Source organism: Pseudoxanthobacter sp. M-2, assembly GCF_046156265.1.
Taxonomy (GTDB): domain Bacteria; phylum Pseudomonadota; class Alphaproteobacteria; order Rhizobiales; family Segnochrobactraceae; genus CAMDHY01.
The window spans coordinates 26,060-39,479 of record NZ_JAWDIR010000047.1 but is presented as its reverse complement, the minus strand read 5'-3'; the positions used below and the strand labels follow the sequence as shown (position 1 = coordinate 39,479).

14 protein-coding genes are annotated in these 13,420 nt (G+C 71.6%); 6 read left to right on the top strand and 8 right to left on the bottom strand.

The window, feature by feature from the left end:
- Positions 1-5 precede the first annotated feature (5 nt).
- Together RUR49_RS24280 and RUR49_RS24275 are read left to right on the top strand one after the other, a co-directional pair.
- Complete coding sequence (locus RUR49_RS24280; RefSeq protein ID WP_409149042.1) at positions 6-1,181, top strand: P1 family peptidase; 1,176 nt, start codon at positions 6-8, stop codon at positions 1,179-1,181.
- Between the two features lie 113 nt (positions 1,182-1,294).
- Entirely contained in the window at positions 1,295-1,558 is a 264-nt protein-coding gene (locus tag RUR49_RS24275; RefSeq protein ID WP_409149041.1) for a hypothetical protein, read from the top strand.
- Positions 1,559-1,755: 197 nt separating this feature from the next.
- On the opposite strand, the gene RUR49_RS24270 is transcribed toward RUR49_RS24275, so the two are convergent.
- From RUR49_RS24270 to RUR49_RS24235, 8 genes are all read right to left on the bottom strand, one after another.
- Positions 1,756-2,178 (bottom strand): F0F1 ATP synthase subunit epsilon, encoded by a 423-nt coding sequence (locus tag RUR49_RS24270; protein WP_409149040.1) that lies wholly within the window; start codon positions 2,176-2,178, stop codon positions 1,756-1,758.
- A gap of 70 nt (positions 2,179-2,248) precedes the next feature.
- Positions 2,249-3,670 (bottom strand): F0F1 ATP synthase subunit beta, encoded by a 1,422-nt coding sequence (gene atpD / locus RUR49_RS24265; protein WP_409149039.1) that lies wholly within the window; start codon positions 3,668-3,670, stop codon positions 2,249-2,251.
- Between the two features lie 91 nt (positions 3,671-3,761).
- The gene (locus tag RUR49_RS24260) at positions 3,762-4,640 is read right to left on the bottom strand and encodes a F0F1 ATP synthase subunit gamma (RefSeq protein ID WP_409149038.1); all 879 of its coding nucleotides are present in this window, start codon (positions 4,638-4,640) and stop codon (positions 3,762-3,764) included.
- A 40-nt stretch (positions 4,641-4,680) separates the two neighbouring features.
- A complete protein-coding gene (gene atpA / locus RUR49_RS24255; RefSeq protein WP_409149037.1) occupies positions 4,681-6,213 on the bottom strand; it encodes a F0F1 ATP synthase subunit alpha in 1,533 nt (510 codons plus the stop codon).
- A complete protein-coding gene (locus tag RUR49_RS24250) occupies positions 6,213-6,773 on the bottom strand; it encodes a F0F1 ATP synthase subunit delta (RefSeq protein ID WP_409149036.1) in 561 nt (186 codons plus the stop codon). The genes atpA and RUR49_RS24250 overlap by 1 nt, the downstream gene beginning before the upstream one ends.
- 247 nt (positions 6,774-7,020) lie before the next feature.
- Positions 7,021-9,183 (bottom strand): primosomal protein N', encoded by a 2,163-nt coding sequence (locus RUR49_RS24245; protein ID WP_409149035.1) that lies wholly within the window; start codon positions 9,181-9,183, stop codon positions 7,021-7,023.
- Between the two features lie 68 nt (positions 9,184-9,251).
- On the bottom strand, positions 9,252-10,130 hold the full coding sequence (locus RUR49_RS24240) for a sulfurtransferase (RefSeq protein WP_409149034.1): 879 nt from the start codon (positions 10,128-10,130) through the stop codon (positions 9,252-9,254).
- A complete protein-coding gene (locus RUR49_RS24235; RefSeq protein ID WP_409149033.1) occupies positions 10,127-10,549 on the bottom strand; it encodes an OsmC family protein in 423 nt (140 codons plus the stop codon). The genes RUR49_RS24240 and RUR49_RS24235 overlap by 4 nt, the downstream gene beginning before the upstream one ends.
- 116 nt (positions 10,550-10,665) lie before the next feature.
- Between RUR49_RS24235 and RUR49_RS24230 the strand changes: the two genes are divergently transcribed.
- The 4 genes from RUR49_RS24230 to RUR49_RS24215 all read left to right on the top strand — a co-directional run bounded on the left by RUR49_RS24230 (position 10,666) and on the right by RUR49_RS24215 (position 13,360).
- Positions 10,666-11,091 carry a hypothetical protein gene (locus tag RUR49_RS24230; RefSeq protein WP_409149032.1) on the top strand — a complete coding sequence of 142 codons (426 nt, stop codon included), beginning with the start codon at positions 10,666-10,668 and terminating at the stop codon, positions 11,089-11,091.
- 148 nt (positions 11,092-11,239) lie between these two features.
- A complete protein-coding gene (gene ykgO, locus RUR49_RS24225; RefSeq protein WP_409149031.1) occupies positions 11,240-11,365 on the top strand; it encodes a type B 50S ribosomal protein L36 in 126 nt (41 codons plus the stop codon).
- A 164-nt stretch (positions 11,366-11,529) separates the two neighbouring features.
- Positions 11,530-12,294, top strand: coding sequence for a tetratricopeptide repeat protein (locus RUR49_RS24220; protein ID WP_409149030.1), 765 nt, complete (start codon positions 11,530-11,532; stop codon positions 12,292-12,294).
- Positions 12,295-12,319: 25 nt separating this feature from the next.
- The gene (locus RUR49_RS24215; protein ID WP_409149029.1) at positions 12,320-13,360 is read left to right on the top strand and encodes an alpha/beta fold hydrolase; all 1,041 of its coding nucleotides are present in this window, start codon (positions 12,320-12,322) and stop codon (positions 13,358-13,360) included.
- Positions 13,361-13,420 lie beyond the last annotated feature (60 nt).

The window sequence follows — 13,420 nt, the reverse complement described above, 5'->3', positions numbered from 1 at the left end:
GTGTGATGTCCGAGAACCGCGAATTGGACGCCGGACAGACGGTTGCGGCGATGCCGGCCGCGTGGCGAACGGCGCCGAACGGCCGCCGCCGGGCGCGCGGGCTGGGCCTCGCGCTGCCGGGCGTGCCAGGGCCGTTCAACGCCATCACCGACGTCGCAGGCGTCGAGGTGGGCCTGACGACGCTCATTCGCGGCGACGGCCCGTGTGCGCCCGGGCGGGGCCCTGTTCGCACCGGCGTCACCGCCATCCTGCCGCGGGGCCGCGCCGGCATCGCCACGCCGGTGCTCGCCGGCACCGCGATGCTGAACGGCAACGGCGAACTCACCGGCTCGTGGTGGATCGAGGAGACGGGGCGCTGCGAGCTCGCGATCACCATCACCAACACCCACTCCCTCGGCACCGCTCGCGACGCGACGCTGAAGTGGGCGGCGCGCAGCGGCCGGATGTCGCCCGGGCAGGACTGGGGGCTGCCCGTCGCGGCCGAGACCTATGACGGCTTCCTGAACGACATCAACGGCTTCCACGTCCACGACGAGCACGTCTTCGCGGCCCTGGACGCAGCCGAGGGCGGACCCGTGCCGACCGGCTCGGTCGGCGGCGGCACCGGCATGATCTGCTACGGCTTCAAGGGCGGCACCGGCGGCGCCTCGCGCCGGGTCGAGGCGGCCGGTGGCTCCTGGACGGTCGCGACCCTGGTGCAGGCGAACTTCGGCCGCACCGAGGAACTCACCATCCTCGGCGTGTCCGTCGGCGCCCGCCTCGCCGCCGACGCCGCGGCCGGGGCGACGGCCACCGGCGGCGCCGGCTCGGTGATCGTCGTGGTGGCGACGGACGCGCCGCTGCTGCCCCATCAGCTGAAGCGCCTCGCGCGCCGTGTGCCGCTCGGGCTCGCCCGCACCGGCACCATCGGCCACCACTCGTCCGGCGACGTCTTCCTCGCCTTCACCACGGCGAACGCCGCGGCCACTGTGCCGGCTGAGGCGCCGATCTCGCTCGCCATGCTGCCGGAGGAGAGCCTCGACCCGCTGTTCGGGGCCGTCGTCGAGTGCGTCGAGGAGGCGGTGCTGGACGTCCTGTTCGCCAACGCCGACATGACCGGCCTCGACGGCCGCACGGTCCGGGTGCTGCCGCAGGGCCCGGTGCTGGCCATGCTCGACGCCGCCGGTCGGCTGGCGCACTGAGGGCACCGCCGGCGACCCCGCGGGCCGCAGGACACGGCGAGTGGCCGTCGCCACGGCTGTGCGGCATCATGGCGGGCAGAGGTGGCGCGGTCGGCGGCGGAGGGAGCACGGCCATGGGGCGAGGCGGACGCATCGCCGTCGGGGCGGCGATGGTGGTGATCGGACTGATCTTCCTCGTCAGCGGCTATCTGGGCGACGACATGTGGTTCATGGTTCGCCACCACGGGCCGCCACCACCCGGCACAACGCCGGGCATGCACCATTGGGAGACCGATCCCGTCGGCTACCTGATGGCGGCACTGATGTGGGTGCTGATCGTCGCAGTCGGCGTCGTGCTGCTCGCGCAGGGGCTGCGGGGCCGTCGGCCGCCGCCCTGAGCATCCGCAAAGACACGGTGCACGGATCAGCCGCCGGCACGACGGGGCCGCCGAGAGTCCTGCCGGCCCCGGACGCTGCCCCCGGCGGCATGGCGCAGAGATGAGATTGCAGGCCGTCAGACCGGCGTCGGGAGGCCACTTGGGCCTCCGTCGCGCTTTAGGCTCGGCCGCGCCTCGGCACCAGCCGAGCGCCGGGCTCAGCCGAGCTTCAGCGTCGCCTGCACTTCGCGGAGGGAGGCGAGCATGCGCTCGGCCTCGGAGCGCTGCGCCGGATCGCTGATGGCGGCGACGTCTTCCTCGGCAGCCCGGATCGACAGGGCGATCTGGTCGCCCTTCAACTGCTCGACCGGCACCGCCTCCTCGGCGAGAACCGTCAGGCCGGTGCCGTTCACGTCGGCGAAGCCGGAACGCACGAAGATGCGCTGCTCGTCACCCGCCGCGCCGATCACCCTGAGGATGCCCGGCCGCAGCATGGCGAGGAAGGGGGCGTGATCCTTCAGGACCTCGAACTCGCCCTCGCTGCCGGGGACGACGACGGAGCGCGCCTCACCCGAGACGAGCAGCCGCTCGGGGGAGACGAGCTCGAAGGGAAAAGTCGCGCCGGCGGTTCCGGTGGCCATGCTTCGATCCTGTCGCTGCACTCACGGAGACCCGCCGGGGCGGGTCTCCGAAAAGGAGTGGCGCTCGGCCTCAGGCCGCCTGCGCCGCGAGCTTCTGGGCCTTCTCGACCGCCGCCTCGATGGTGCCGACCATGTAGAAGGCCGCCTCCGGCAGGTGGTCGTACTTGCCCTCGCAAAGGCCCTGGAAGCCCTTGATCGTCTCGGCGAGGTCGACGAAGACGCCCGGCGAGCCGGTGAACACCTCGGCGACGTGGAACGGCTGCGAGAGGAAGCGCTCGATCTTGCGGGCGCGGGCCACCGCGACCTTGTCCTCTTCCGACAGCTCGTCCATGCCCAGGATGGCGATGATGTCCTGGAGCGCCTTGTAGCGCTGCAGGATCTCCTGGACGCGGCGGGCGACGGCGTAGTGCTCCTCGCCGACGATGCGCGGGTCGAGCATGCGCGAGGTCGAGTCGAGCGGATCCACCGCCGGATAGATGCCCTTTTCGGCGATCGAGCGGTTCAGCACCGTCGTCGCGTCCAGATGGGCGAACGAGGTGGCCGGCGCCGGGTCGGTCAGATCGTCGGCGGGCACGTAGATCGCCTGCACCGAGGTGATCGAGCCCTTCGTCGTGGTGGTGATGCGCTCCTGCAGGGCGCCCATGTCGGTGGCGAGCGTCGGCTGATAGCCCACCGCCGAGGGGATGCGGCCGAGCAGCGCCGACATCTCCGAGCCCGCCTGGGTGAAGCGGAAGATGTTGTCGACGAAGAACAGCACGTCCTGGCCCTGATCGCGGAAGTACTCGGCGATCGTCAGGCCGGTCAGGCCGACGCGGGCGCGGGCGCCCGGCGGCTCGTTCATCTGGCCGAACACCAGCGCGCACTTGGAGCCCGCGCCGCCGCCCTTCTGGTTCACGCCGGACTCGATCATCTCGTGGTAGAGATCGTTGCCCTCGCGGGTGCGCTCGCCGACGCCGGCGAACACCGAGTAGCCGCCGTGCGCCTTGGCGATGTTGTTGATGAGCTCCTGGATCAGCACCGTCTTGCCGACGCCGGCGCCGCCGAACAGGCCGATCTTGCCGCCGCGGGCGTAAGGCGCGAGGAGGTCGACGACCTTGATGCCGGTGACGAGGATCTGCGCCTCGGTCGACTGTTCGGTGTAGGCCGGGGCCGGCTGGTGGATGCCGCGCGTCTCGGAGTGCACGACGGGGCCGGCCTCGTCGATCGGCTCGCCGATGACGTTGATGATGCGCCCGAGCGTGCCGTCGCCGACCGGCACCGCGATCGGCTCGCCGGTGTCGTGCACGGCCTGGCCGCGGACGAGACCCTCGGTGGTGTCCATGGCGATGGCGCGAACCGTGTTCTCGCCGAGATGCTGCGCGACCTCGAGAACGAGCCGGATGCCGTGGTTGTCGGTCTCGAGCGCGTTCAGGATCTGCGGAAGGTGCTCCTCGAAGTGCACGTCGACGACGGCACCGATGACCTGCGCAATGTGGCCGACATTCTTCGTCATGGCTTTCTCGTCCTCGTCGGTCGGGCGGGGCGCCAGTGCGCCGAATCCTTGTCTCGTCTGCCGCGGGCGCGTGACGCCGCGGCGGTTCGCGTCACAGTGCCTCGGCGCCGGAAATGATCTCGATCAGTTCCTTGGTGATCTGCGCCTGACGCGAGCGGTTGTAGGTGATCGTCAGCTTGCCGATCATCTCGCCGGCATTGCGCGTCGCGCTGTCCATGGCGGACATGCGGGCGCCCTGCTCGGAGGCGGCGTTCTCGAGGAGCGCCCGGAACACCTGCACGGAGATGTTGCGCGGCAGGAGCTCGGCGAGGATGTCCTCCTCCTCCGGCTCGTATTCGTAGATGGCGCCGCCGACGGTGCGCTCGGCCGCGCCGGAGACGTCGGCCGGGATCAGCCGCTGCGCCGTCGGGATCTGCTGGATGACCGACTTGAACTGCGCATAGAACAACGTCGCGACATCGAACTCGCCGGCCGCGTAGAGCTCCAGCAGTTGCTTGCCGACCATATCCGCCTGCGCGAAGCCGACATTGCGGACGCCGCGCATCTCGATGGTGCGGATGATGCGCGGACCGAGATCACGCTTCAGGGCGTCGGCGCCTTTGCGGCCGACGCACAGGATCTTGACGGTCTTGCCCTGGGCGATCAGCCGGTTGGCATGCTCGCGGGCGAGCCTCGCGATCGAGGAGTTGAAGCTGCCGCAGAGGCCGCGCTCGGCCGTGCAGACAACGAGCAGGTGGGTGTCGTCGCGGCCGTTGCCGGCGAGCAGCGTCGGCGCGCCGGCAGCCCCCTCCATGCCGGAGGCGAGGCCGGCGAGCATCGCCTGCATCCGCTCGGCATAGGGACGGGCCGCGAGCGCCGCCTCCTGGGCGCGACGCAGCTTCGCCGCGGCGACCATCTGCATCGCCTTGGTGATCTTCTGCGTCGCCTTCACGGAGGCGATGCGGTTGCGCAGGTCCTTCAGGTTCGGCATCGGCGCTCCTCGACGGCGTCGCTACGCGGGTTCGCGGCCGTCAGGCCGAGAACGTCTTCGAGAAGGCGTCGAGAGCCGCCTTCAGCCGGTCGCGCAGCTCCGGCGTCAGCTCCTTCTTCGCCCAGATGCCGTCGAGCAGGTCCTTGTGCTCGGCGCGCAGGAACGACAGCAGCCCGGTCTCGAACGGCCGCACCTGGGCAACCGCCAGGCGGTCGAGGTAGCCGTTGACGCCGGCGAAGATCACCGCGACCTGCTCTTCCGTCTTCAGCGGCGAGAACTGCGGCTGCTTCAGGAGCTCGGTCAGGCGGGCGCCGCGGGCGAGCAGGCGCTGCGTGGTGGCGTCGAGGTCGGAGCCGAACTGCGCGAAGGCCGCCATCTCGCGGTACTGCGCGAGCTCGCCCTTGATCGAGCCGGCGACCTGCTTCATCGCCTTGATCTGCGCCGAGGAGCCGACGCGCGACACCGAGAGGCCGACGTTCACCGCCGGGCGGATGCCCTGGTAGAACAGGTTGGTCTCGAGGAAGATCTGGCCGTCGGTGATCGAGATGACGTTCGTCGGGATGTAGGCCGACACGTCGTTCGCCTGCGTCTCGATGACCGGCAGCGCCGTCAGCGAGCCGCCGCCGTTCGCCTTGTTGAGCTTGGCGGCGCGCTCGAGCAGGCGGGAATGCAGGTAGAACACGTCGCCCGGATAGGCCTCGCGGCCCGGCGGGCGGCGCAGCAGCAGCGACATCTGGCGGTAGGCGACGGCCTGCTTGGAGAGGTCGTCATAGGCGATCACGGCGTGCATGCCGTTGTCGCGGAAATACTCGCCCATCGTGCAGCCGGTGAACGGCGCCAGATACTGCATGGCGGCCGGATCGGAGGCGGTGGCCGCGACGACGATCGAGTACTGCAGCGCGCCGGCGTCCTCGAGCGCCTTCACGAACTGCGCCACCGTCGAGCGCTTCTGCCCGACCGCGACGTAGATGCAGTAGAGCTTGACGTTCTCGTCAGTGCCGGCGTTGAGCGGCTTCTGGTTCAGGAAGGTGTCGAGGACGATCGCCGTCTTGCCGGTCTGGCGGTCGCCGATGATCAGCTCGCGCTGGCCACGGCCGACCGGGATCAGCGCGTCGATCGCCTTCAGGCCCGTCGACATCGGCTCGTTCACCGACTGGCGCGGGATGATGCCCGGCGCCTTGACGTCCACCCGCTTGCGCTCGGTGGCGTCGATCGGGCCCTTGCCGTCGATCGGGTTGCCGAGACCGTCGACGACGCGGCCGAGCAGGCCCTTGCCGACGGGGGCGTCCACGATCGCGCCGGTGCGGCGGACGGTATCGCCCTCGGAGATCTCGCGGTCGGAGCCGAAGATCACGACGCCGACATTGTCGACTTCGAGGTTCAGCGCCATGCCGCGCGTGCCGTTCGGGAACTCGACCATCTCGCCGGCCTGGACCTTGTCGAGGCCGTAGACGCGGGCGATGCCGTCGCCGACGGAGAGCACCTGGCCGACCTCGGAGACCTCGGCCTCCTGGCCGAAGTTCTTGATCTGCTCCTTGAGGATTGCGGAAATTTCCGCGGCCCGGATGTCCATCAGCCGACCTCTTTCATCGCGATCCTGAGGGAATTCAATTTGGTCTTGAGCGACGTGTCGATCATGCGCGAGCCGAGCTTGACGATCAGCCCGCCGATGAGGCTGGCGTCGACGCTCGTCTTCAGCCGCACGTCCTTGCCGGTCGACTCCGAGAGAGCCGCCTTCAGGGACGCGAGGTGCGTCTGCGAGAGCGGCTCGGCGGAGGTGACCTCGGCCGTCGTCTCGCCACGACCAGCGGCGACCAGGGCGCGGTAGGCGCGGATCATCTCGCCTGCCACGAACAGCCGCCGGTTACGGGCGGCCAGCTTGAGGAAATTGGCGGCATAGCCACCGATCCCCGCCCGCTCCAGCACGGCGGCGAGGCCGCTCGTCTGCTCGTCGGGGGAAAACACCGGGCTCTTCACGAGGCGGCGCAGATCGACGCTCTCGTCAAGCAGCGCCGCGAACCGGTCGAGGTCCGCCTCGACGGCGTCGATAGCCCCCTCCTGCTTCGCCAGCTCGTAGAGAGCGGAGGCGTAGCGTTCGGCGACACCGGAGACGTGCTGGTCCTGATCGGTCACGGATAGCGTCTCTCGCACACGGAAGACCTTCGGGCTTGCTCACGCGGGGCAATTCCGAAGGCCTTGAAAGATAAGAGACTTTCCAAGGGGCGGAGAGGCACGCGGCGAGCCCCCCGGAAGCCAAGGGTGCCGATACCATAGGCAATCCGGCGGCGCAACAGCGGCTCCCCGTGCAGTTTGCGGAGGGAGCGCGGCGGGTCGCCGCGCCCACGGGATTTCCGGCCATCCGCGTCGGCGCCGCACCCGCTCATACGAAGCTCTGCGGCTCGACGTCGACGTGGCGCTCGACCCCGCCACGCGGCGGCGGGGCGGCGGCGAGCCAGGCGCGCAGGTAGCCCGGCAGGTCGAGCCCGCGGGCCGCTTTGACGAGCAGGCGGAAGCGGTGGCGGCCGCGCAACACGGCGAGTGCCGCCTCCGCGGGGCCGAGCACCTGCGCGCCGTCTGCCCGTGGCGCGGCGAGCGCCAGCGCACGCGCATACGATTCGGCGCTGGCCCGATCAGGCCCTGAGACGACGATAGCCGCGAGCCGGCCGAACGGCGGCAGGCCGGCACGGCGGCGGGAGTCGATCTCGGCGGCATAGAAGGCGTCGGAATCCCCCGCCACCAGCGCTCGCATCACCGGGTGGTCGGGATTGTGGGTCTGCAACAGCCCGACGCCGGCCGCACCCGTGCGGCCTGCCCGCCCCGTGACCTGGGACAGCAGCTGGAACGTCCGCTCGGCGGCACGTGGATCGCCGGAGACGAGGCCGACGTCGGCATCGACGACGCCGACCAGCGTCAGCTTCGGGAAGGTGTGGCCCTTGGCGACGAGCTGTGTGCCGACGAGCAGATCAACCTTGCCCTCGGCCACCAGCGCGAGCTCGCGGCGGATGCGCTCGGTGCCGCCGGTGTCCGACGACAGCACCAGGAGGCGCGCCTGCGGAAACCGCTCCGCCGCCTCCTCCGCCACCCGCTCGACACCCGGCCCGCAGGCGACGAGGCGACCCTCGGCGCCGCACGACGGGCAGGCATCCGGCCGTTTCTCGGTGTGGCCGCAGTGGTGGCAGACGAGCTGGTCGCGCAGGCGGTGGTCGACCAGCCAGGCCGAGCACTGCGGACACTGGAAGCGGTGGCCGCAGGCGCCGCAGAGCGTCAGCGGCGCGTAGCCGCGGCGATTGAGGAAGAGCAGCGCCTGCTCGCCGCGCTCCAGATTGCGCGCCACGGCGTTCGCCATCGGCGGCGACAGCCAGCGGCCGCGCTCCGCCGGCGAGCGGCGGAGGTCGATGACGGCGACGTTCGGCAGCACGCCGCCGCCGGTGCGGGCGCCGAGCACGAGGCGCTTGTAGCGGCCGGCGTCGGCGTTGACGCGGCTTTCCACCGACGGCGTCGCGGACGACAGCACCACGGGGAAGTTGCCGATTCGCCCGCGCACCACCGCCATGTCGCGGGCGTTGTAGGGGACGCGGTCGTCCTGCTTGTAGGCGACCTCGTGCTCCTCATCGACCACCACCAGCCCGAGCCGCTTGAACGGCAGGAACAGCGCCGAGCGCGCCCCGACGACACACGGCACCGTCCCCTCGCACACCCCCCGCCAGACGCGGGCGCGCTGCGCCGCCGGCACCGCCGAGTGCCATTCGGCCGGGCGCGCCGCGAATCGCGTCTCGAAGCGGGCGAGCACGCTTTGCGTCAGCGCGATCTCCGGCATCAGCACCAGCGCCTGCCGGCCCTGACGCATCGTCTCGGCGGCGGCCTCCAGGAACACGTCGGTCTTGCCGGAGCCGGTGACGCCGTCGATCAGCGTCACCGAGAAGCCGCCCGCCTGCACCGTCTCGCGCAATGCCGCGGCGGCGGCCGCCTGCTCGGGCGAGAGCGTCGGCGCCCGGCCGAGGCCCGCGTCGGGCGTAGCGACGATCGGCACCGGCGGCATCGTGACGACCGCGAGGCTGCCGGCGGCGAGCAGCCCCTCCACCACCGATGTGCTGACGCCGGCGGCCGCCGCCAGGCCGCCGCGCGACCAGGCGAGACCGTCTTCGGTGAGAGCGAGAACGCGGGCGCGGGCGGGCGTCATCCGCTCCGGCGGCGGGCCGACGCGGACGACGCCGTAGCGCGGCGCTTCCGGCGCGTAGGCCTGCGGCGCGCGCAGGGCCATGCGCAGCACCATGCCGCGCGGCGACACCGTCCAGCGCGCCACCCACTCGACGAAGGCGCGCATCTCGGCGTCGATCGGCGGCACCGGCACGATCGCCTCGATGGCGCGCAGGCGATTGTGGCCGATGGAGTCGTCCGGCGGGTCCTCCCAGACCGCGCCGAGGACGCGCCGGGGGCCGAGCGGCACCTCGACGATGGTGCCGGGCGCGAGCGGCTCGTCGGCCGCGTAGGTGTACGCGGTGTCGACGGCGACGGGCAGGAGCACGGACACGCGATGGCGCATCCGCCCCCTTTAGGCGAAAGCGCCGCCGGGCGCACCCTCGGCGGTCGCGGGGCAGGGCCGCGGTGGCCTCACCGCTCGATCGGCACGCCGACGAGGTTGCCCCACTCGGTCCAGGAGCCGTCGTAGACGCGCACGTCCGGGTAGCCGAGGATCTGCGTCATCGCGAAGTAGGCGACGGTCGCGCGGTGGCTCATCCGGCAGTAGGCGATCGTCGGCATTTCGGGCGTCAGCCCGCGCTCGGCGGCCATGACGGCGAGCTCAGCCTTCGGCTTGAAGCTCTGGGTCTCGTCGAAGAGGTCCATGTAGAAGAGGTGGCGGGCACCCGGGATGCGGCCCGGCCGCACCGCGCCGACGTCCGGCCCGCCCGGCCCGCCGACGCGCTCGCCGCGGTATTCCTCCGGCGAGCGGGCATCGACGATGGCGATCTCGGGATTGCCGAGCAGCGCCACGACGCGGTCGCGCAGGATGCGCATCTCCTCGCGGCGCGGCGTCGGGTGATAGGCACGCGGCGCCGGCGCGTCGGGGACGTCGGTGGTCAGCGCCCGCCCCTCGGCCACCCAGCGCTTGCGGCCGCCGTCGAGCAGGCGGACGTCGGCGTGGCCGCAATAGCGCAGCGTCCACCAGGCGTAGATGCCGAACTGGATGCCCTCGCCGTAGAACACCACGATGGTGTCGTTGCCGATGCCGGCAGCCCCCATGCGGCGGGCGAATTCCTCCGGGCTCGGGAACTCGCGCATGCGCGCGTCCCACAGCGCCTCCTTCCACTTCCAGGCCCTGGCGCCCGGGACGTGGCCGGCCTTGTAGGCGGCGAAATCGTCCTGGCCCATGCCGGCGATCTCGATCAGGCGGATGTCGCGGTGGCGGTTCGCTTCCAGCCACTCCGGCGTGACGAGGGCCGTCGGCTCGGGGCCCGATTCGGCCACGCTCGTGTTCGTCGGATCGCTCATGCCGCCCTTGCCCCTTCGCCGCCCTCGCGGCGGACCCTGACCACCATCTCCGAGCCCGCCGCCATGCGGCTGCCGACGCCGCCGGAAAGCGCCTCGCGCTCGGCGAGCGCCACGCCGGCCGCGTCGAGCCCCGCCGGCACGATGACGTCGACGGCGATACGCTCGCGCTTCTCCCCGCGCGCCGACGGCTCGAACGACACCTCGACGGCGAGCGGCATCGCCGGCAGCGAGGCGCCCTCCAGCGTGTTGCGCAGCCGGCCCGTGACGCAGGAGCCGATCGCCAGCAGCAGCAGCTCGCCCGAGGTGCAGCCGGCGTCGGTGCCGCCGTCCTCGCGGGTGCGGTCCATGACGACGCGGTGCTGCCGCGCCGTCCCTTGCAACCGCCGCCCCTCCTGCCGTTCCACGCGAACGTGTGCCACTCTCGGCCTCCCGGTCCGGATTGATTTGTCTGACCGTACGACGGTCATAGGGGTTGTCAATGGTTTGGGAAGGGCGCGCCATGCCGCGTCAGCATCGAACTCGTCAAAGGTGACGCATGACTTCTGACAGCAGTCAGCCGTTGATCACACGAGAGCAGATGCTTCCCTTGTTCGTCGATGCGGTACCAAGCTTTCTGCGCTCGTGGCAGGCTTTCGTATCCGACTGGCAGGCCGAACCTGAGCTACCGCTCTACCTCGCACTCGGCGACCTTGCGTGTCATCTCATCGACCAGTTGTCTCGGGGCGACATTACGCACTTCCCGGCGGTGTTCGGGCTCGTCGAGCGCTGCCACGCGCACGGCGACCCTTATGTGCAGGAGGCCGTGACGATCGGATTGCTGGAGGACTTGCAGAATCCGAACCTGCACGTGACCACCGCCCCGTCAGACTTCGAAGTCTGGCTCGCGCCGAGGAGCAAAGCTGCGTGGGACAGCTTGCACCGCTTCTGGGCCGGCGAGGCTCCGTACGTGCGAGGGGTATGACCAGGAGCGCAGCGCCGGCCACCCCCTAAGCAGGCGTTTCCGCCGCCCGAGCGTTGACAGTCCGCCGCCGAGTCCGCTATCTCCCCGGCACGAAATCGGCGGGTGCCTTGGTGCCTGCCCTGACTTTTGCGCCGGAGCGCCGGGACCCATGAAGATCAAGAATTCGATGAAGTCGCTGCTCGGTCGGCACCGCGACAACCGTCTGGTGCGCCGCAAGGGCCGCATCTACATCATCAACAAGAAGGCGCCGCGCTTCAAGGCGCGCCAGGGCTGAAGCCCTGCGGCGCCGGCCCCTCGGGGTCGGCACCCGGCGGCCCCGCGGCCGCCCTTCCAGCTTCATGACAGAACGGGCGCGTGGCATCAGGTCGCGCGCCTTTTTGTGTTGCCCGCCGCGCCGCTGCCTTTGACCCGCCACGGGTCGCGCGCAATATCTGCGGGATGCGCACCCTCTCCCCCCTCCGCGCCGGCCTGTCGGCGCTCGTCGCCGCAGCGGTGATCGCCGCCCCGCTCGCGGCCGTGCCGGTCCGTGCCCAGTCGCCGGAGGCCGCCCCGCCGGACACCCTGCCTCCGGGCGTCACGCCGCTGCCGGACCTGCCTTCGCCCAACCCGCGCGCGCCCAATCTGCTGGAGCCGCCGGCCGAGTTGCCATCGGCGCGCCCGCATCTCCCGCCCGGCCACCCCGAGACGGATCAGGAGACGGCCGGCAAGCCCGAGCCGAAGGCGGAGCCCACCCTCGATTCGCTGTTCACCGACCTTGCGAACGCCAAGGACGACCGCACGGCCGGCCAGGTCGCGAACCGCATCCAGCGGCGGCTCGCCGCCTCCGGCAGCGCCACCATCGACGTTCTGATGGGGCAGGCCCAGGCGGCGATCGGCGCCGAGAACCTGCCGCTGGCGCTCGACCTGCTCGACGCCGTCACGCGGCTGCAGCCGGCCTTCGCGGAGGGCTGGAGCCGCCGCGCCGCCGTCCACTACCAGCGCGACGACTTCGGCAAGGCGCTGGCCGATCTCGAATATGCGCTCGCCCTCGAGCCGCGCGACTGGCGCACCCTGGTCGGCCTTGGGGTCGTGCTCAGGGCGCTCGATCGCGAGGAGGCGGCGCTGAAGGCCTACGAGGCGGCGCTCGCCGTGCATCCGCGCAACGAGGAGGCGAAGAAGGCGCACGACGACCTCGCCGCCGAGGTCCGCGGCGTGGAGCTTTGAGCCCCCGGGCGCGGTGAGAGCCCGCATGGTCGCCCTCGTCGTCGGCACCGTTCTGGCCCTGCCGCTCATCGCGGCCGCCGGATCGGCCGTCGCCACCCGCGTTCTCGTCGCCCGCATCGAGGCGGCCCATCCCCCGGTCGGCCGATTCGTCGAGGCCGCCGGCCGCCGCACGCATCTCGTCGACCTGCCTGCCTCCCCCGGTGCCGCCGACGCGCCGGCCGTCGTCTTCCTGCATGGGGCGGTCGCGACCCTCGGCGACCCTCTGCAGGCCTTCCGACGGCCTCTGGAGGGGCGAGCCCGTCTCGTCTTCCTCGACCGCCCCGGCCACGGCTACTCCGACCGCGGCGGGCCGGAGGACGCCGACCCGATCGTTCAGGCCGACGCCATCGCCGCGACGCTGGCCGCGATCGGCGTGCAGCGCGCGGTCTTCGTCGGGCACTCCTTCGGAGGGGCTGTGGCCGCCGCCTTCGCCGTCGCCTATCCGGAACTCACCGCGGGCCTGGTGCTGCTTGCGCCCGCGACGCACCCGTGGCCGGGCGGCGTTTCTTGGTCCTATGACCTCGTCGGCGCGCCGGTCGTCGGCGGGATCGTCAGCAGGACGATCACGACGCCGCTCGGGCTAGCGCTGCTGCCGTCGGGCTTCGCCGGCGTGTTCGCGCCCAAAGTGCCGGCGGACGGGCTCATCGAGGCGACGGCGGCGAAGCTCGCGCTCCGGCCGCTGGCCTTCCGCGCGAGCGCCGAGGACATCCGCGGCCTGAAGGCGCGGCTCGCCGCCTTCGTGCCGCGCTATGCGGAGATCACCGCGCCGACCGTGGTTCTCGCCGGCGACCGCGACCGCGTCGTCTCGACGGACATCCACGCCCGCGCGCTCGTCGCCGCAGTGGCGGGCGCCCGCCTCGTCGTCCTGCCCGGCGCCGGCCATGCCCTGCAGCACACCCGCACAGACGTCATCGTCGCGGAGATCGAGCGGATGCTGGCGGACGTCACCGTCGCGCCGGCCGCGACCACCGCATATGGGTCAGCAGGAGGCGCCGCCCCGACCGCGGCGGGTGCCGTGGTCGACTGAGCCGCTCCGACCGCCCCCCATCGAGGAAAGCGAGCGGCGGCGACGGGCCCGTCCGGTGCG